This is a genomic window from Kocuria turfanensis (assembly GCF_001580365.1).
GTDB classification, from domain to species: Bacteria; Actinomycetota; Actinomycetes; order Actinomycetales; family Micrococcaceae; genus Kocuria; species Kocuria turfanensis.
Genome location: NZ_CP014480.1, coordinates 2,587,246 through 2,605,335, shown reverse-complemented (window position 1 = coordinate 2,605,335; position 18,090 = coordinate 2,587,246). Strand labels below are relative to the sequence as shown.

The following is an 18,090-nucleotide window of genomic DNA, read 5'->3' as shown; positions in this document are numbered from 1 at the left end:
CCACCGCGCCCGGCCGCGTGGCCGACGTCCGCAACCTCGCGGGGCCGGGGACGGGGCGGGGGTCCGGGGGCATGATGGGAGCGGACCGTCGTCGCCGAACGCCCGGGAGGCCTCCCATGACCACACTGCACGACTTCACCGCGACCACCCTGGACGGGCGCGAGCAGCCGCTGTCCGCCTACGCCGGGAAGGTGGTGCTCGTGGTCAACACGGCCAGCCAGTGCGGGTTCACGCCGCAGTACGAGGGCCTCGAGCAGCTGTGGCGCGACTTCAAGCAGGAGGGCTTCGTGGTGCTCGGATTCCCCTGCGACCAGTTCGGCCACCAGGAACCGGGCACCGAGGAGGAGATCGCCGACTTCTGCAGCCGCAACTACGGCGTCACGTTCCCGATGTTCGAGAAGGTCGACGTCAACGGCCCCGGCGCCCACCCGCTGTGGGCCTGGCTGCGCGGGGAGCGCAGCGGGGTCATGGGCGACGCCATCAAGTGGAACTTCACCAAGTTCCTGGTGGGCCGGGACGGCCGGGTGATCCGCCGCTTCGCCCCGCGCACCGCACCGGCCCAGCTGGCCGGCAGCATCGAGTCCGCCCTGGCCCACGACGAGGCGCCCGGCCACGTCGGGTGAGCGGGCGGCTCAGCGGGCCGCCATCTCCCGGAGCACGGCGGCCAGGGCGGCCAGGCCCCGCTCCAGCTCCTCCTCCGTGATCACCAGCGGCGGGCTCAGGCGCACGGTCGCGCCGTGGGTGTCCTTGGCGATCACCCCGTGCGCCACCAGCCGCTCGCAGCACTCGCGGCCGGTGCCCAGGCGCGGGTCGATGTCGATCCCGGCCCACAGTCCCCGCCCGCGCACGGCGGTGAGGCCCAGCGGGGCGAGCTCGGCGAGACCGGCGTGCAGCCTCTCCCCCCGCTCCCGCGCCGCCCGCTGGGGCTGCCCGGTGGACAGCAGGCCGACGACGGCGCGGCCCACGGCGCCGGCGAGCGGGTTGCCGCCGAAGGTGCTGCCGTGCTGGCCGGGCCGCAGCACCGACAGGACCTCTCCGCGGCCCACCACCGCGGAGACCGGCAGCACGCCTCCGCCCAGGGCCTTGCCCAGCAGGTAGAGGTCCGCCTCCACGCCCTCGTGCTCGCAGGCCAGCGTCCGGCCCGTGCGGCCCAGCCCGGACTGGATCTCGTCGGCGACGAGCAGGACGCCGCGCTCGGCGGTGCACCGCCGGACGCCCGCCAGGTAGCCCGGCGGCGGCACGATCACCCCGGCCTCGCCCTGGATCGGCTCCAGCAGCACCGCGACGGTGTCCTCCGTGAGCGCGGCCTCGAGCGCGGCGAGGTCCCCGAAGGGCACGGTGTCGAAGCCCGGGGTGTAGGGGCCGTAGTTGCGGTGCGCGTCGTCGTCGTCGGAGAAGCTGACGACCGTGGTGGTGCGGCCGTGGAAGTTGCCCGCCGCCACGACGATCCGCGCCCGCCCGGGGGCCACCCCCTTGCGCTCGTAGCCCCACTTCCGGGCGAGCTTGATCGCCGACTCGACGGCCTCGGCGCCGGTGTTCATCGGCAGCATCATGTCCTGGCCGAGCAGCTCGCACAGCTCCCGGGCGAAGGGCCCGAGCTGGTCGTTGTGCACGGCACGGCTGGTCAGGGTCACCCGCTCCAGCTGGGCCCGGGCGGCCGCCAGGACCGCCGGGTGGCCGTGCCCGAAGTTCAGCGCCGAGTAGCCGGCGAGGAAGTCCAGGTACTCCCGGCCCTCCACGTCCGTGAGGGTGGCACCGTGCGCCCGGGCGACGACGACCTCCAGCGGGGAGTAGGTCCGGGCCGTGTACCGATCGGCCGCGGCCACGAGCTCCTGCGAGGCGCTCGCCCGGCCGGCGAACTGGACGGGGGCGTGGTTCATGGGGGTGTCTCCCGGTCGCGTCCTGGTGTTTCCTTGAGCATGTGCGCTCCGGCCCGCCGGGACAACCCCCGGGGCCGCGCCGTCCGGGCCCGCCCCGGGCCCGCTGTGCCGATCCGACCGCCAGGAGGAACCGTGCTCGCCGACTTCGCACCCCAGGACGTCCCCGTCCCCGACGGCGTGGTCCACGCCCGCACGGGCGGCGACGGCCCACCCGTGCTGCTGCTGCACGGCTTCCCGCAGACGCACGCGATGTGGCACGCCCTGGCCCCCGTGCTCGCCGAGGAGTTCACCGTCGTCGCGGCCGACCTGCGCGGCTACGGCCGCTCCTGGACGGACAGCGAGGACTTCACCTTCCGGGCGATGGCCGCCGACCAGATCCGGCTCATGCGCGCCCTGGGGCACGAGCGGTTCCACGTCGTCGGGCACGACCGCGGCGCCCGGACCGCCCACCGGATGGCCTTCGACGCCCCCGAGGCGGTGCTCTCGGTCGCCCTGCTCGACATCCTGCCCACGCTGGAGGTGTGGCGGTCGATGGATGCCTGGCTGGTGCAGAAGTACTACCACTGGGCCTTCCTCGCCCAGGGCGGCGGGCTGCCGCAGACCCTGATCGGCCACGACCCCGTGTACTTCGTGCGCGCGACGCTGCAGGGCCTCAGCGGCACCGAGGTCGCGTTCCACCCCGCCGCGCTCGCCGCCTACGAGGAGGCCGCGCGCGACCCGTCCGTGGTCGACGCCTGGTGCCGCGACTACCGCGCCGCGGCCGGCCCCGACGTGGAGATCGACCGGGCCGACGAGGACGCCCGGCTCGAGACCCCCGCGCTGGTGCTGTGGGGCGCCCGCGGCCGGGTGGGCGCCCGGGAGGACCCGCTCGAGCTGTGGCGGCGCCACTTCCCCCGGGCCACGGGTCGCGCCGTGGACGCCGGCCACTTCCTCGCCGAGGAGCGCCCGGAGGAGGTCACCGCCGCGGTCCTGGCGCACCTGCGCGCCGCCCGGAGCCCGCTGCGGCGTCCGGCCTAGGGCGGACGCCGCCGGACGGCGATCGGCGCCGGCCCCGCCGGCGCGGGCGTGGAGGCCGCCCGCGTGGGGAACGTCCGCGGCGGGGTGCTGCTCGTGGCCTGCCGCGCGTACGACGACGCCGGGCACCGCCCCACCCGCTGACGTGGGTCCGGCCCCCCACCGATTCTTCAGCTCACTTACCTTTTCGGGCCGGACCCCGTAGCGTGGGACCAATGCGGTCCGCACCGGGCACGCCGACAGGCGTGCCGCGGACCCGCCCGGATCCCCTCCGGCGCACGGAGGGCGGCTCCCGGGAGGAACAACGGAAGGAGCAGCAGCATGCGCAAGATCCTCTTCATGGTCGGCACCGCCGTCTTCAGCCGCGTCATGGCGAAGCGGCGCGAGAACAAGGGCGGCCGCCGCTAGACGGCCGTGTCCGCCACGGCCCCGGCAGGGCGCCGCGGCAGGCGACGACGGAGGGGCCCGCCCGGCAGCATGCCGGGCGGGCCCCTCCGTCGCTGCCGCGCCGCTACTTCAGGGCGTTGGAGGCCCGCCGCTTGTTGAAGACGTCGAAGCCGACGGCGAGCAGCAGCACCAGGCCCTTGATGAACTGCTGGTAGTCGATCCCCACGCCCATGAGCGACATGCCGTTGTTGAGCACGCCCATGATCAGTCCGCCGGTGATGGCGCCGATGATGGTGCCCACGCCGCCGGTCACGGCGGCGCCGCCGATGAACGCCGCGGCGATCGCGTCCAGCTCGAAGAGGTTGCCGGCCCCGGGGCCGGCGGAGTTCAGGCGGCCGGTGAACACGAGGCCCGCCAGGGCGGCCAGCACCCCCATGTTGACGAACAGCAGGAAGTCGACGCGCTTGGTGTTCACGCCCGAGAGCTGGGCCGCCTGCAGGTTGCCGCCGCGGGCGTAGACGTGCCGGCCGAAGACGGTCCGGTTCATCACCGCACTGTAGGCGACCACCAGCACGCCGAGCACCACGAGCACGATCGGGGTGCCGCCTCGGGAGCTGGCGAGCAGGAAGGTCAGACCCAGGACGACGACGACGCCGAAGACCAGCCGGGTGAGGAACCAGGCGCGGGGCTCGTCGTCCAGGCCGAGCTTGGCCCGGGTGGCCCGGCCGCGCAGCTGGCTGACGACCAGCAGGGCGGTGGCGAACAGGCCCAGGCCCACCGTGGTCCAGTCCAGGATGTTGGTCTCGGGCGGGAACAGGCCCGGGAAGAGGGACCCGCCGCCGAGCTGGCGGTACTCCGTCGGGAACCCGGTGATGCGCTGGTTCTCCAGCACGATCTGGGTGAGGCCGCGGAAGACGAGCATGCCCGCGAGGGTGACGATGAAGGCCGGGATGCCGATGTAGGCCACCCAGAAGCCCTGCCAGGCCCCCACGAGGGCGCCGACCGCGAGGGACGCCACGAGGGCCACCCACCACGGCAGGCTCCAGTCCCGGATCATGATCCCGGACATGGCGCCCACGAACGCGGCCACGGAGCCCACCGAGAGGTCGATGTGGCCGGCCACGATGATCATGACCATCCCGATGGCCAGCAGCAGGATGTAGCTGTTCTGGACGATGATGTTGGAGACGTTGTCCGGCTGGAGCAGGGCGCCGCCCGTGAGCACCTGGAACAGCGTCACGATGACCAGCAGGGCCAGGAAGATGCCGATCTGGCGCAGCCGGCTGGTGAGGAACCGCCCGGCGTCGGCCACGGTCGAGGGCTTCTTCGGGCTCCTGGTGCTGAGGACCCGGTCCTCGTCGGCGAGGGTGGAAACCATGGTCAGTCCTTCTCCTTGGTCATGTGCTGCATGAGTCGTTCGGGGGTGGCCTCGGCGATGGGGACCTCGGCGGTGATCCGGCCCTCGGCGAGCGTGTAGATGCGGTCGCAGATCCCCAGGAGCTCCGGCAGCTCGGAGGAGATCACCAGGACGGCTTTGCCCTGCGCGGCCAGCTGGTTGATGATCGTGTAGATCTCGTACTTCGCGCCCACGTCGATGCCGCGCGTGGGCTCGTCGAGGATCAGCACGTCCGGGTCGGCGAACATCCACTTGGACAGCACGACCTTCTGCTGGTTGCCGCCGGAGAGCTTGCCGGTGACGGCCGCCACGGACGGCGCCTTGATGTTCATGCTCTTCCGGTAGCCCTGGGCGACGAGTGTCTCGCGGCCGCCGTCCACCCACCCCGCGGAAGCCAGCTTGGGCAGGGCGGCGGCGGAGATGTTCCGCTTGATGTCGTCGATGAGGTTGAGCCCGTAGCGCTTGCGGTCCTCCGTGGCGTAGGCGATCCCGTGCCGGATGGCCTCCTGCACGGTCCGGCAGCTGATCTCCCGGCCGTTCTTGTACAGGGTCCCGGTGATGCCGGACCCGTAGCTGCGCCCGAAGATGCTCATCGCCAGCTCGGTCCGCCCGGCGCCCATGAGCCCGGCGATCCCGACGATCTCGCCGGCCCGCACGGACAGGTGCGCGTCGTCCACGACCACCCGGGAGTGCTCCTGGGGGTGGTGCACCGTCCAGTGCTCCACGCGCAGCACCTCCTCCCCGATCTCGGGGGTCCGCTCCGGGTACCGGTTGGTGAGCTCACGGCCGACCATGCCCTTGATGATCCGGTCCTCGGTAACCGAGCCGTCGTGCAGGCTGAGGGTCTCGATGGTCCGGCCGTCGCGCAGAATGGTCACGGAGTCGGCGATCGCCCGGATCTCGTTGAGCTTGTGGCTGATGATGATGCAGGTGATCCCGTCCTCCCGCAGGCCCCGGACGAGTCCCAGCAGGTGCGCGGAGTCCTCGTCGTTGAGCGCGGCGGTGGGCTCGTCGAGGATCAGCAGCTTCACGTCCTTGGACAGCGCCTTGGCGATCTCCACGAGCTGCTGCTTGCCCACCCCGATGTCCCCGGCCCGGGTGACCGGGTTCAGGTCCAGGCCCACGCGCCGGAGCAGCTCGGCGGCCCGGACATTGGTCTCGTTCCAGTCGATGACCCCGCGGGTGGCGCGCTCGTTGCCCAGGAAGATGTTCTCGGCCACGGACAGGAACGGGGACAGCGCCAGCTCCTGGTGGATGATCACCACGCCGCTGCGCTCGCTGTCCTTGATGTCGCGGAAGGAGACGGTCTGCCCGTCCAGGACGATGTCGCCCTCGTAGGTGCCGTGCGGGTAGACGCCGGAGAGCACCTTCATGAGGGTGGACTTGCCGGCGCCGTTCTCCCCGCAGATCGCATGCACCTCACCGCGGGCGACGGCGAGGTTGACGTCCTGCAGCGCCTTGACGCCGGGGAAGGACTTGCTGATCCGGCGCATCTCGAGCACGTGCTCGCTCATGCGGGTCTCCTTGTCTGGGGCTGGAGTGGTGATGGAGCGGGAGTGGTGGCGGGCTGGGGTGACGACCGGCCGGGCGGAGGGGCCGCCCGGCCGGTCCGATGGTGCCTACTCGAGCTCGGAGGCCTCGTAGTAGCCGCTGTCCACGAGGACCTCCTGGTAGTTGTCCTTCGTGACGATCTGGGACTCCAGCAGGTAGGCGGGGACGACCTTCACGCCGTTGTCGTAGGTCTCCTCGTCGTTGACCTCCGGCTCCTCGCCCTTCATCAGGGAGTCGACCATCACGACCGCGCGCTCGCCGAGCTCGCGCACGTCCTTGAAGATCGTGGAGTACTGCTCGTCGTTGACGATCGACTTCACGGAGCCCACCTCGGCGTCCTGTCCGGTGACCACCGGCAGCTCGTCCTTGGCGTAGCCGCCGGAGCGCAGGGCGGAGATGATCCCGATCGACAGCCCGTCGTAGGGGGAGAGCACGCCGTCGAGCTGCTCGCCGCCGCCCACGGTGATGAGGTCCTCCATGCGGTCCTGGGCGGTGTCCGGCAGCCAGCGCAGGATGGCGGCCTGCTCGAACTCGGTCTGCCCGCTGGGCACGTTGAGGGTGCCGTCGTCCAGGTAGGGCTTGAGGGTGTCCATGGCGCCGTTCCAGAAGAAGGTGGCGTTGTTGTCGTCGGGGCTGCCGGCGAAGAGCTCCACGTTGAAGGGGCCCTTCTCCCCGGTCGGCTCGCCGTTCTCGTCGAGGATCCCCAGACCGGTGAGCAGGGAGGTGCCCTGCTGCACGCCCACCTCGTAGTTGTCGAAGGTCGTGTAGTAGTCCACGGTGTCGGACTCGTTGATGAGCCGGTCGTAGGCGATCACGGGGATGTCCTGGGACTCCGCGGTGTCGAGCACGCTGGTGAGCGTGGTGCCGTCGATCGAGGCGATCACCAGGGCCTTCGCCCCGCCGTTGATCATGTTCTCGATCTGGGAGATCTGGGTGGGGATGTCGTCGTTGGCGTACTGGAGGTCCACCTCGTAGCCGAGCTCCTCGAGCTCCGCCTTGACGTTCTCGCCGTCGGCGATCCAGCGCTCGGACTGCTGGGTGGGCATGGCCACCCCGATCCGGGCGCCCTCGTTGGAGCCCTCCTCCGCGCCGGCGCCGCGGCTGCCGCCGCAGGCGCTGAGGCCCAGGACGAGGGTCAGTGCGGTCACCCCGGTGAGGGTCCGCTGCAGGTGGGTCTTCGCGGTCATGGTCGTGCCTTTCGTCGGTCCGGTCCCCGGTGGCCGGAAGTCCGTGCTGGGCCCGTGCTGGGCCCGTGCTGTGCTCGTGGTGGGTCGGTGGAACGGAGGTGGTGTGTGCGTGGCGGAGCGGGTCAGAGCGTCTGGGCGAGGCGGTAGTACGCGGCGTTCCAGCGCACCTCGCGCTGGAACTCGCGCAGGGTGGTGGAGTCGTCGATGAGCAGCAGCTCGGTGCCGGTGATCTCCGCGAAGTCGCGGATCACGTCCGCGCCCACGGCGGTGCTGAGCACCGTGTGGTGGGCGGCCCCGGCGGTGAGCCAGGCCGCGGCCGAGGTCGCCAGGTCCGGCTGCGGGCGCCACACCGCCCGGGCCACCGGCAGGTGCGGCAGCGGGGCGTCCGGGGGCACGACGTCGACGGTGTTGGCCGTGAGCCGGAACCGGTCGCGCATGTCGGACATCGCCACGACCACGCCCGGGCCGGCGTCGGTGTCGAACACCAGGCGCACCGGGTCCTCCTTGCCGCCGATGCCCAGCGGGTGCACCTCGAGGGAGGGCCGCGCCGTGGTGAGGGTCGGGCAGATCTCCAGCATGTGGGCGCCGAGGATCTTCTCCTCGCCGGGGACCAGGTGGTAGGTGTAGTCCTCCATCAGGGAGGCGCCCCCGGGCAGCCCGGCGCCCATCACCTTCGCGGCCCGCACCAGCAGCGCCGTCTTCCAGTCGCCCTCCGCGCCGAAGCCGTAGCCGCGGGCCATGAGCCGCTGCACGGCCAGGCCCGGCAGCTGGCGCAGCCCGCCGAGGTCCTCGAAGTTCGTGGTGAAGGCGCCGAAGCCGCCCTCCTCGAGGAACTGGAGCAGCCCCAGCTCCTGCCGGGCCCCGCAGCGCAGGGACTCGTGGCGCTCGCCGCCGCGGCGCAGCTCGGGGGCCACGTCGTAGAGCTCCTCGTACTCGGCGACGAGCTCGTCCACGCGGTCCTCGGCCTGGGCGTCCACCACGGCCACGAGGTCGTTGACCCCCCAGGTGTTCACCGAGACCCCGAACCGCAGCTCGGCCTCCGTCTTGTCGCCCTCGGTCACGGCGACGTTGCGCATGTTGTCCCCGAAGCGGGCGATCCGCAGCCCCTGGACCGCGGCCCGGCCGGCGCAGGCGCGCTGCCAGGCGGCGATCTGGCCGGTGACCTCGGGGTTGGAGGCGTGGCCCACCACGGTCTTGCGCGGGACGTCGAGCCGGGTCTGGATGTAGCCGAACTCCCGGTCCCCGTGCGCGGCCTGGTTGAGGTTCATGAAGTCGAAGTCGATCTCGCCCCAGGGCAGCTCGACGTTGATCTGGGTGTGCAGGTGCAGCAGCGGCTTGCGCAGCGTGTCCAGGCCGGTGATCCACATCTTGGCGGGGCTGAAGGTGTGCATCCACGCGATCACGCCGATCACGTGGTCCTCGGCGTTGGCCTCCAGCGCGGTGCGGCGGATGGAGGCGGCGTCCTTGAGGGTGGGCTTCCACACCACGCGGACCGGCAGTCCGGCGTCGTCGAGCATCCCGACGATCGCGCGGGACTGCTCGGCCACCTGGCGGAGCGTCTCCTCGCCGTAGAGGTCCTGGCTGCCGGTGAGGAACCAGACCTCGTAGGGCTCAAGAGTGGTGCTGAGAGGGCTCAAGGGAGTGCGCTCCTGGGGTCGAGGGGGTGGTGGCGGGCTGCTGGCCGTAGACGTTCTGGTACCGGTCGAACAGGGAGTCGACGTGGCTGGGGTCGATGGGCAGCGGCTCGCCCAGCTGGCGGGACAGGTGCACGGTGCGCGCGACGTCCTCGAGCATGGCGGCGGCCTTGACGGCGTCGCGGGCGTCCTTGCCGATCGTGAAGGGGCCGTGGTTGCGCATCAGCACCGCGCGGGAGCGGTGCCCGGAGAGGGTCTCCACGATGCCGCGCCCGATCGAGTCGTCGCCGATGATCGCGAAGGGCCCCACGGGGATCTCCCCGCCGAACTCGTCCGCCATGGCCGTGAGGACGCAGGGGACGGGCTCGCCGCGGGCGGCCCACGCCGTGGCGTAGGGCGAGTGGGTGTGCACCACTCCCCCGACCTCGGGCATGTGCCGGTACACGTAGGCGTGGGCGGCGGTGTCGCTGGAGGGCGAGCGCTCCGCGCCCGGGGTGCCGGACACGGGGCGGCCGTCGAGGTCGCAGAGGATCTGGTTCTCGGGACCGAGCTCGTCGTAGCTCACGCCGCTGGGCTTGATGACGAACAGGTCGGTGCCGGGGACCCGCCCGGACACGTTGCCGGCGGTCCACACCACGAGGCCGTAGCGCACCAGTTCGGCGTGCAGGTCGGCGACCTCCTGCCGGGTCCGGGCCACGCGCTCCTCGAGCTCGGGCGTCAGGGTGTTCATGCGGAGACCTCCTGGGTGGATCGTGCGTGGCGGCGCAGCGCCTTGAGCCGGCGCATGACGTCGTTGCCGCCGCGGCCGAAGTGGTCGTGCAGCGCGGTGTACTCCGCGTAGAGCGCCGAGTAGGCCTCGGTGCGGGCGGGGTCCGGGGTGTACGCGGCGTGCTCCAGCCGGCCCATGGCCCCGGCGGCGGTCCGGACGTCGGGATAGGCGCCGGCGGCCACGGCGGCGTGGATCGCGGAGCCGAGGGCGGGGCCCTGGTCGCTGCCGATGACGGAGATGGGCATGCCCAGCACGTCCGCGTAGATCTGCATCAGGAACGCGTTCTTGATCAGTCCGCCGGCCGCCACGAACTCGGTGACGGGGATCCCCGAGGCCGCGAAGGTCTCGACGATGGTGCGGGTGCCGAAGGCGGTGGCCTCCAGCAGCGCCCGGTAGACCTCGTGGGGGCGGGTGGCGAGGGTGAGTCCCACGAGCAGCCCGGAGAGCTCGTGGTCCACGAGCACCGAGCGGTTGCCGGACTGCCAGTCCAGGGCCAGGAGCCCGTGGGCGCCCACCGGCTCGCGGCTCGCCTGCTCGGTGAGCAGCTCGTGCACGCTGAGCCCGCGGGCGGCGGCCTCCTCGCGCAGGGCGCCGGGCACGAAGTGGGCGGTGAACCAGCCGAAGATGTCCCCCACCCCGGACTGGCCGGCCTCGTAGCCGTAGAGCCCGTCGATGATCCCGCCGTCCACCACGCCGCACATGCCGGGGACCTCCCGCAGGGTGTCCGAGCTCATGACGTGGCAGGTGGAGGTGCCCATGATCGCGACCATCTGCCCCGGGTCGGTGGCCCGGGCGGCCGGGGCGCACACGTGGGCGTCGACGTTGCCGACGGCCACCGCGATGCCGGCCGGAAGACCCGTCCACGCGGCCGCCTCGGCGCTGAGCGTGCCGGCCGCGGCGCCGAGGGCGCCCACGGGGTGGTCGACCTTCTCCTCGGCGAAGCCGGCGAAGTCCGGGTTCAGCGCGGCCAGGAAGTCCCGGTCCGGGTACTGCCCGTCCTGCAGGATGCCCTTGTAGCCGGCCGAGCAGGCGTTGCGCACGTAGCTGCCGGTCAGCTGCCACACGATCCAGTCCGCGGCCTCCACCCAGTGGTCCATCCGGTGGTAGAGCTCCGGGTCCTCCTCGAGCAGCTGCAGGCCCTTGGCGAACTCCCACTCGCTGGAGATCAGCCCGCCGTAGCGGGGCAGCCAGCGCTCCCCCCGCCGGGCGGCGAGCTCGTTGATGCGGTCGGCCTGGGCCTGGGCGGCGTGGTGTCGCCACAGCTTCACGTAGGCGTGCGGGCGGTCCGCCAGCCCGGGCAGCTCGTTGAGGGGCGTGCCGTCGGCCACCACGGGGACCATGGTGCACGCGGTGAAGTCGGTGCCGATGCCCACCACGGCGGCGGGGTCCACCCCGGCGGCGCGCACCGCCGCGGGCACCGCCTGGCGCAGCACCTCGACGTAGTCGGCGGGCACCTGCAGGGCCCACTCGGGCGGCAGGGGCGCGCCGGTGGCGGCCAGCACGGTGTCCATCACGCCGTGCCGGTACTCGTGCACGGCGGAGCCCAGCTCGGCGCCGTCGTGCACCCGCACGACCACGGCGCGCCCGGAGAGGGTGCCGTAGTCGACGCCGACGACGTACGTGGGGATGGTGCTGCTCTGGCTCACGGTGGACCTCGTTGTCGCTCCGGCCGTCCGCTCCGGGTCCGGCGCTCGCTGGCCACCGGAACCGAATGTGAACGGTCACATCTGTATGTCCGGGACAACGTACCCCGCTGCGGAGTGAGGTGCACCACAGTGTCACATAACGGTTTGGTAACGACCAGCCCGGGGGCGTCAGGCGGGTGGCGGCGCCGTGGAGCGGCGCAGCACGAGCTCGGGCACCACGTCCCCGGGCTGGACGGGCTCGTCGCCGCGCAGCTCCGCCAGGAGCACCGTCACGCAGCGGCGGCCGAGCTCGGGGAAGTCCTGCCGGACGGTCGTCAGCGGCGGCAGGAAGTGCGCCGACTCGGGGACGTCGTCGAAGCCGACCACGCTGATGTCCCCGGGCACCTCCAACCCCACCTCGGCGAAGGCGTGCACCAGCCCGAGCGCGATGTGGTCGTTGCCGGAGACCACGCCGGTGAAGTCCCGGCGCTCCCGCACGGCCAGGCCCACGCGGTAGCCGGACTCCGCCGTCCACTCCCCCGCGGCGGCGAGGGCGGGCTCGAGCCCCCAGGCGGCCATCTCCTCGCGGTAGCCCTGGCGCCGGGCGTCGGTCTCGACCCAGCCCTCCGGGCCGGGCACGTGCAGCACCCGCCGGTGGCCCAGCTCGAGCAGGTGCCGGGTGGCCCGCCGGGCGCCGGCCAGCTGGTCCACGGACATCCGGTGGTCCGTGCCGTGCAGCGAGTGCACCGTGACGAAGGGGATCCGGATGGAGAGCTGCTCGATCACCTCCAGGGTGGCCGACTGCGGGGCCAGCAGCACCAGCCCCTCGACCGCGTGGTCCATCAGCCGGCCGAGCGCCGCCTCGATGGAGGACCGGTCCGCGTGGTCGATGTGCGCGGTGTCCACCACGTAGCCGGCCTCGGTGGCCGCGGTCTGGACCGCCTGCAGGCTCGCCGTGGGCCCGTACTCGGCACCCGAGGAGACCAGGGCCCCGATGATCCGGGACTCGCTCGTGACCAGGGCCCGCGCGGCCCGGTTGGGCCGGAAGCGCAGCTCCTCCATGGCCTGGAGCACCCGCCGGCGCGTGGAGTCCCGCAGGTTCGGATGACCGTTGAGCACCCGGGAGACCGTCTGGTGGGAGACCCCGGCCGCCCGTGCCACGTCCCGGATGTTGGGGGCGCGCTGAGGGCGCGCGGCACGCGCGCCGTCCTCGTCGATCATGGCCGAAACGGTACTCCACGGGCCGGCCGGGCACATCCGGGACTCTCCCGGAGGGCTCCTCGCAGGGCGGCCGCGGCGCGGATGCTTGCGCACGGAGGCCGCCGCACCGCATGGTTGACCCCGGTGCCACCCGATCGGCGGGGCGCCGTCCCCCGCGCAAGCGGGGACTCCCACCGAAGACGGAACGGACGACACGACGCATGGAACACCGCACACTGGGCAGAACCGGACGGACCGTCTCCACCGTGGGCCTGGGCACCTGGCAGCTGGGCGCCGACTGGGGCGAGGTCGAGCCGGCCGAGGCCACCGCCGTCCTGGAGGCGGCCGTGGAGTCCGGGGTGAACTTCTTCGACACCGCCGACGTCTACGGCGACGGGCGCAGCGAGCAGACGATCGGGGCGTTCCTGCAGGAGCACCCGGAGCTGGACGTCACCGTGGCCACGAAGATGGGCCGGCGCGTGGACCAGGTCCCCGAGAACTACGTCCTGGCCCACTTCCGGCAGTGGGTGGACCGCTCCCGGCGGAACCTGGGCACCGACACCCTCGACCTGGTCCAGCTGCACTGCCCGCCCACGCCGGTCTACAGCGACCAGGAGGTCTACGACGCGCTGGACACCCTCGTGGAGGAGGGCGCGATCCGCCACTACGGCGTGAGCGTGGAGCGCACCGACGAGGCCCTGGCCGCGATCGCGCGCGGGAACACCGCCACGGTGCAGATCATCCTCAACGCCTTCCGGCTCAAGCCGCTGGACGCCGTGCTGCCGGCGGCGCGGGAGGCCGGCGTCGGGATCATCGCCCGGGTGCCCCTGGCCTCGGGCCTGCTCTCCGGGAAGTACACGAAGGACACCCGGTTCGCGGAGGACGACCACCGCAACTACAACCGCACCGGCGGCGCCTTCGACGTCGGCGAGACATTCTCCGGGGTCGACTTCGAGCGCGGCCTCGAGGCGGTCCGGGAGTTCTCCGAGCTGCTGCCGGAGGGCACCCCCACCGCCCAGGCCGCCCTCGCGTGGGTGATCGCCCAGGACGGCGTCAGCACGGTGATCCCGGGGGCGCGCAGCGTGGAGCAGGCCCGCGCCAACGCCTCGGCCGCGGACACCGGGTCCCTGGGCCGTGACCTCGACGAGGGGGTCCGCCGGATCTACGACGCCCACTTCCGCGAGAGCGTCCACCCCCGCTGGTGACCGGGCCCGTCGTCGTCGTGCCCGGCCCCGGGGACGGACCCGACGACGACGCGGCGGGACCGGCCGCGGCACCGGGATAGCGTGGGCGGATGGGCTGGCACATCGGCACCTCCGGGTGGAGCTACGACCACTGGGAGCACGTCCTCTATCCGACGGGCACGCCCCGGGCCGGGCGCCTGGCGCGCTACGCCGAGGTCTTCTCCACCGTGGAGCTCAACGCGAGCTTCTACCGGTGGCCGCGCGAGAGCACCTTCGCCGGGTGGAACCGGCGCCTGCCGCCGGGCTTCCGGATGTCGGTGAAGGCGCCCCGCGGCCTGACGCACGCCAAGAGGCTCTACGCGCCGGAGACCTGGGCGCGGCGCATCGCCGCGTCCTGGCACGAGCTGCGGGACCGGCGGGGCGTGCTCTTGGTGCAGCTCGCCCCCACCCACGCCCGTGACGACGCCCGGCTGGACTGGTTCCTGGCCGCGCTGCCGGACTGGATCCAGGTGGCCGTGGAGTTCCGCCACGACAGCTGGGTGCACCCGGAGGTGTTCGCGCTCCTGCGCCGGCACGGCGCGGCCTACTGCGTCATGAGCGGGGCGGGGCTGCCCTGCGTCCTGGAGGCCACCGCCCCGGTGGTCTACGTCCGCTTCCACGGCCCGGACCACCACCACCTGTACGCCGGGTCCTACCCGGACGCGGACCTGGCGTGGTGGGCGGAGCGGATCCGCGAGTGGGACCGGGCCGGGCACGAGGTCTACGCCTACTTCAACAACGACGGCCACGGCCACGCCGTGCGCAACGCCCTGACCCTGCGCCAGCTCCTCGACGGCGGCTGAGGACGGCGGATGAGGACGGCGCTCGAGGACGGCCGGCGGGGTGCCCGACGGCGGCGGGACGCAGGTGAGCGCCGTCCCCGCCCTCGGTGCCCGGCCCCCGCACGGCGGCGCCGGGGCTATGCCACCACCTGCGGCTCGGCCGCGAGCTCGGACCGGAGGGCCGCCACGAAGGCGTCGACGTCCTCGGCCGTGGTGTCGAAGCTGCACACCCAGCGCACCTCGCCCGTCGCGGCGTCCCAGTCGTAGAACCGGAAGCGCCGGCGGAGGCGGTCGGCGACGCCGTCGGGCAGGACGGCGAAGACGGCGTTCACTTGGGTCTGCTGGGTGAAGGCGACGCCGGGCATCGACCCGTCGGCGATGCCCGCCTCGATGCCGTCGCGCAGGCGCCGGGCCATCGCGTTCGCATGGCCGGCGGTGCGCAGGTACAGGTCCCCGTCCAGGAGCGCCAGCAGCTGGGCCGAGACGAAGCGCATCTTCGACGCGAGCTGCATCTGGTGCTTCCGCAGGTAGACCAGCCCCTGGGACGCGGCCCGGTTCAGGACCACCACCGCCTCGGCGCCCAGCGCCCCGTTCTTGGTGCCGCCGAGGCTGAGCACGTCGACGCCGACGTCGGTGGTGAAGGCGCGCAGGGGCAGGCCGAGGGCGGCCGCCGCGTTCGAGAGCCGGGCCCCGTCCAGGTGGACGGACATGCCCTGCGCGTGCGCGTGGTCCGCGACGGCCCGGATCTCGTCCGGCGTGTACAGGGTGCCGAGCTCGGTGGACTGGGTGAGGTGGACGACGAGCGGCTGGGCGCGGTGCTCGTCCCCCCAGCCCCAGGCCTCCGCGGCGATCCCCTCGGGCGTGAGCTTGCCGTCCGCCGTGGGCACGGGCAGCAGCTTGAGGCCGGCGGACTTCTCGGGCGCACCGCCCTCGTCGACGTGGATGTGCGCCGTGTCCGCGCAGATCACGGCGCCCCAGCGCGGGAGCATCGACTGGAGGCCGACGACGTTGGCGCCCGTGCCGTTGAAGACCGGCCACACCGACGCGCCCTCGCCGAAGTGCCGCACGATCACCTCCTGCAGCTTCGCCGTGTAGACGTCCTCGCCGTAGGCGACCTGGTGGCCGCCGTTGGCCTCGGCCAGGGCGTCGAGCACCTCCGGGTGGACCCCGGAGTAGTTGTCGGAGGCGAATCCCCGCAGCTCCGTGTCGTGCAGCCTGGTCATGGGGTGCTTCGTCCTTCCTGCGCGAGTTCGATCGTCGAGTCGTTCAGTGCCGCGGCCTCGGCGTCCCACAGCCCGGCGTAGGCCGCGGCGAGACGATCCTCCAGGCCGGCCAGGGCCTGCACCCGGAAGATCACGGCCGCGGCACGCAGCGGGGCGCCGGCCTCGCGGGCCGACCTCGCGTATCCGTGGGCCACCGCCCGGGTCCACGCCTCGCCGGCGGCCTTGACCGCGGCGTAGTTGGCGCCGCCCGCCAGGGGGCGGGCGACCGCGGTCGAGGACACGATCGCCAGCCGGCCCGCCGGTGAGGCCCGCAGGTCCTCGTCGAAGGCCCGGCTCAGGTGCCGCAGCGCGGAGAACGAGGGCTCCAGCGCGCGGTAGTCGTCCTCCGTCTGCCCGGCGAGCCCGCCGCCGCCCCGCCAGCCGCCGACGAGGTGGAGGAGCCCGTCGATCGGCATCCCGTCGTGGCGCAGCCGGCGGGACAGCGCGAGCACCGCGTGCTCGTCCGCGAGGTCCAGCGCGTCCACGCGAGCCCCCAGGGCGGCGAGCGGCGCGAGCTTCCCGGCGCTGCGGCCCGTGGCGACGACGCGGGCCCCGGCGGCGGTCAGGGCACGCGTCGCCGCCAGACCGGAGGCGCTGGTCGCGCCGGCGATCAGCACGGTGCGGCCGGTCAGATCGGTCATCGCTCAGTCGTCCGAGGCACGGATGCCGGTCGTCGAGGCGATGACGCCCCGCATCTTCTTCTCGAGCGCCTCGAAGAACATCGACAGCGGGAACTCGTCGTCCAGCACCAGGTCCGTGTACCCCTTCGGCGGCCCGGCGAGGACCTCGCGCGGGAGCCCCTGCGCCCAGGCCGAGGCGGGGTGCGGGGTGACCACGGAGGCGACGAGCTCGTAGGCCTTCAGCCAGTGCACCGTCTTCGGGCGGTCGATCGACTCCCAGTACAGCTGGTCGATCGCGTCGCCGAGCTCGACCACCGCATCGGCGACCCGGTCCCAGTCGACGCTGAGCTCGACGTCGCGCCACCGCAGCACGTGCCGGCGGTGGAGCCAGGCGAACAGCAGCTGCCCGCCCAGCCCGTCGTAGTTGCGGACCCGCGACCCGGTGATGGCGAAGCGGAAGATCCGGTCGAAGATCACCGCGTACTGCACGAGCTTCCCGTGCCGGCGGGTCTGCTCCTCGAGCGCGGTGAGCTCCTCGCCGGCCGCCGTGCGCGCGGTGAGCGCGCGCTCGATGGTGACCGACTCGCGGAACGCCGTCAGGTCGCAGCGCAGCTCCTCCAGGGAGTACAGGAAGAACGGCATCCGCTGCTTGATCATGAAGGGGTCGAACGGCAGATCGCCGCGCATGTGCGTGCGGTCGTGGATCATGTCCCACATCACGAAGGTCTTCTCGGCCAGGTCCTGGTCGGCGAGCAGCGCCGCGGCCTCGCCGGGCAGGTCCAGCTGGGTGATGCCGGCGGCCGCGGTGACCACACGGCGGTAGCGGGCCGCCTCGCGGTCCTGGAAGATGGCTCCCCAGGTGAAGCGCGGGGTCTCCCGCACGGCGACCGTCTCGGGGAACAGCACCGCCGAGTTCGTGGCGTACCCCGGGGTGAAGTCGATCAGCCGCAGGGACACGAACAGGTCGTTGCCGTAGTGCCCGGCCTCGAGCGCGGCGATGAACTCGGGCCAGATCGCCTCGACGATCAGGGCCTCGACGTACCGGTGCGCCGAGCCGTTCTGGGTGTACATCGGGAACACGACGAGGTGCCGGAGGCCGTCGACCCGGTGCTGCTGCGGCTGGAACTCGACGAGGGAGTCCAGGAAGTCCGGTGCCCCGAACCCCCCGTCCGCCCAGCGGGCGAAGTCGGCCGGCAGGGCCGCCAGGTACGCCGCGTCGTGCGGGAACAGTGGAGCCAGTTCCGCGATCGACGCCACGATCCGCCCGACGAGCTCGCGCGCCGCCGGGTGGTCGGAGGCCTCCGGGACCGACCCGTCCGTGACCTGCAGGGCCTGCAGCGCGGTGGCCGCAGCCTTCAGCCGCAGCCACGCCGGGCCCGACTCCACGGCGCGGGCGTCCTCCACGACCTCAGGCTCTCCGATGATGGCCGGCACCGTCTGCAATGACGTGGACATGGAAACCCTCCTGTCGTCGAATCGGCGGAAAAATTACGGTGATACCGCTCACATGCAGGAAGATTCACATGCACTCGGGGGTCTGTCAACCCTCGCGTCCCGAGC

At 72.7% G+C, this 18,090-nt stretch carries 15 protein-coding genes; 4 read left to right on the top strand and 11 right to left on the bottom strand.

Annotated elements, in window-relative coordinates; translation table 11 throughout:
* Positions 1-116: 116 nt before the first annotated feature.
* A complete protein-coding gene (locus AYX06_RS12025; protein WP_062735969.1) occupies positions 117-623 on the top strand; it encodes a glutathione peroxidase in 507 nt (168 codons plus the stop codon).
* A 9-nt stretch (positions 624-632) separates the two neighbouring features.
* Here AYX06_RS12025 and rocD read toward each other — a convergent pair whose 3' ends face one another.
* Positions 633-1,880: an ornithine--oxo-acid transaminase gene (rocD, locus tag AYX06_RS12020; RefSeq protein WP_084271603.1), complete on the bottom strand. Its 1,248-nt coding sequence runs from the start codon at positions 1,878-1,880 to the stop codon at positions 633-635.
* Between the two features lie 132 nt (positions 1,881-2,012).
* Here rocD and AYX06_RS12015 point away from each other — a divergent pair, with 132 nt between their 5' ends.
* Positions 2,013-2,897, top strand: coding sequence for an alpha/beta fold hydrolase (locus tag AYX06_RS12015; RefSeq protein WP_062735968.1), 885 nt, complete (start codon positions 2,013-2,015; stop codon positions 2,895-2,897).
* 508 nt (positions 2,898-3,405) lie between these two features.
* Here the strand turns inward: AYX06_RS12015 and mmsB are convergent.
* The 7 genes from mmsB to AYX06_RS11980 all read right to left on the bottom strand — a co-directional run bounded on the left by mmsB (position 3,406) and on the right by AYX06_RS11980 (position 12,664).
* Positions 3,406-4,659, bottom strand: coding sequence for a multiple monosaccharide ABC transporter permease (gene mmsB, locus AYX06_RS12010; RefSeq protein WP_062735967.1), 1,254 nt, complete (start codon positions 4,657-4,659; stop codon positions 3,406-3,408).
* A gap of 2 nt (positions 4,660-4,661) precedes the next feature.
* Entirely contained in the window at positions 4,662-6,191 is a 1,530-nt protein-coding gene (gene mmsA, locus AYX06_RS12005; protein ID WP_062735966.1) for a multiple monosaccharide ABC transporter ATP-binding protein, read from the bottom strand.
* 105 nt (positions 6,192-6,296) lie between these two features.
* A complete protein-coding gene (chvE, locus tag AYX06_RS12000; RefSeq protein ID WP_062735965.1) occupies positions 6,297-7,415 on the bottom strand; it encodes a multiple monosaccharide ABC transporter substrate-binding protein in 1,119 nt (372 codons plus the stop codon).
* Positions 7,416-7,537: 122 nt separating this feature from the next.
* A complete protein-coding gene (gene araA, locus AYX06_RS11995) occupies positions 7,538-9,052 on the bottom strand; it encodes an L-arabinose isomerase (RefSeq protein ID WP_062735964.1) in 1,515 nt (504 codons plus the stop codon).
* Complete coding sequence (locus AYX06_RS11990) at positions 9,027-9,779, bottom strand: L-ribulose-5-phosphate 4-epimerase (RefSeq protein ID WP_062735963.1); 753 nt, start codon at positions 9,777-9,779, stop codon at positions 9,027-9,029. Before AYX06_RS11990 ends, araA begins: the two co-directional genes overlap by 26 nt.
* Positions 9,776-11,464, bottom strand: coding sequence for a ribulokinase (gene araB / locus AYX06_RS11985; protein ID WP_062735962.1), 1,689 nt, complete (start codon positions 11,462-11,464; stop codon positions 9,776-9,778). Before araB ends, AYX06_RS11990 begins: the two co-directional genes overlap by 4 nt.
* Positions 11,465-11,632: 168 nt before the next feature.
* Entirely contained in the window at positions 11,633-12,664 is a 1,032-nt protein-coding gene (locus AYX06_RS11980; RefSeq protein ID WP_062735961.1) for a LacI family DNA-binding transcriptional regulator, read from the bottom strand.
* Between the two features lie 200 nt (positions 12,665-12,864).
* On the opposite strand from AYX06_RS11980, the gene AYX06_RS11975 reads away from it, so the two are divergent.
* Positions 12,865-13,848 (top strand): aldo/keto reductase, encoded by a 984-nt coding sequence (locus AYX06_RS11975; protein WP_062735960.1) that lies wholly within the window; start codon positions 12,865-12,867, stop codon positions 13,846-13,848.
* Positions 13,849-13,937: 89 nt separating this feature from the next.
* Positions 13,938-14,669, top strand: a complete 732-nt coding sequence (locus tag AYX06_RS11970) for a DUF72 domain-containing protein (protein ID WP_062735959.1) — start codon at positions 13,938-13,940, stop codon at positions 14,667-14,669.
* Between the two features lie 116 nt (positions 14,670-14,785).
* Here AYX06_RS11970 and AYX06_RS11965 read toward each other — a convergent pair whose 3' ends face one another.
* From AYX06_RS11965 to AYX06_RS11955, 3 genes are read right to left on the bottom strand one after another with little or no spacing between them, the layout of a single operon-like run.
* Positions 14,786-15,871: a threonine aldolase family protein gene (locus tag AYX06_RS11965; protein WP_062735958.1), complete on the bottom strand. Its 1,086-nt coding sequence runs from the start codon at positions 15,869-15,871 to the stop codon at positions 14,786-14,788.
* Positions 15,868-16,551 carry an SDR family NAD(P)-dependent oxidoreductase gene (locus tag AYX06_RS11960; RefSeq protein WP_062735957.1) on the bottom strand — a complete coding sequence of 228 codons (684 nt, stop codon included), beginning with the start codon at positions 16,549-16,551 and terminating at the stop codon, positions 15,868-15,870. Before AYX06_RS11960 ends, AYX06_RS11965 begins: the two co-directional genes overlap by 4 nt.
* Before the next feature lie 3 nt (positions 16,552-16,554).
* Complete coding sequence (locus tag AYX06_RS11955; protein ID WP_062735956.1) at positions 16,555-17,985, bottom strand: DUF6421 family protein; 1,431 nt, start codon at positions 17,983-17,985, stop codon at positions 16,555-16,557.
* Positions 17,986-18,090: the final 105 nt, after the last annotated feature.

Coding starts and splice junctions, on each gene's coding strand:
- AYX06_RS11990 (WP_062735963.1), bottom strand. CDS start 9,779: ATGAACACCCTGACGCCCGAGCTCGAGGAGCGCGTGGCCCGGACCCGG.
- AYX06_RS11970 (WP_062735959.1), top strand. CDS start 13,938: ATGGGCTGGCACATCGGCACCTCCGGGTGGAGCTACGACCACTGGGAG.
- AYX06_RS11960 (WP_062735957.1), bottom strand. CDS start 16,551: ATGACCGATCTGACCGGCCGCACCGTGCTGATCGCCGGCGCGACCAGC.
- AYX06_RS11955 (WP_062735956.1), bottom strand. CDS start 17,985: ATGTCCACGTCATTGCAGACGGTGCCGGCCATCATCGGAGAGCCTGAG.
- AYX06_RS11980 (WP_062735961.1), bottom strand. CDS start 12,664: ATGATCGACGAGGACGGCGCGCGTGCCGCGCGCCCTCAGCGCGCCCCC.
- chvE (WP_062735965.1), bottom strand. CDS start 7,415: ATGACCGCGAAGACCCACCTGCAGCGGACCCTCACCGGGGTGACCGCA.
- AYX06_RS11975 (WP_062735960.1), top strand. CDS start 12,865: ATGGAACACCGCACACTGGGCAGAACCGGACGGACCGTCTCCACCGTG.
- rocD (WP_084271603.1), bottom strand. CDS start 1,880: ATGAACCACGCCCCCGTCCAGTTCGCCGGCCGGGCGAGCGCCTCGCAG.
- mmsB (WP_062735967.1), bottom strand. CDS start 4,659: ATGGTTTCCACCCTCGCCGACGAGGACCGGGTCCTCAGCACCAGGAGC.
- AYX06_RS11965 (WP_062735958.1), bottom strand. CDS start 15,871: ATGACCAGGCTGCACGACACGGAGCTGCGGGGATTCGCCTCCGACAAC.
- AYX06_RS12025 (WP_062735969.1), top strand. CDS start 117: ATGACCACACTGCACGACTTCACCGCGACCACCCTGGACGGGCGCGAG.
- mmsA (WP_062735966.1), bottom strand. CDS start 6,191: ATGAGCGAGCACGTGCTCGAGATGCGCCGGATCAGCAAGTCCTTCCCC.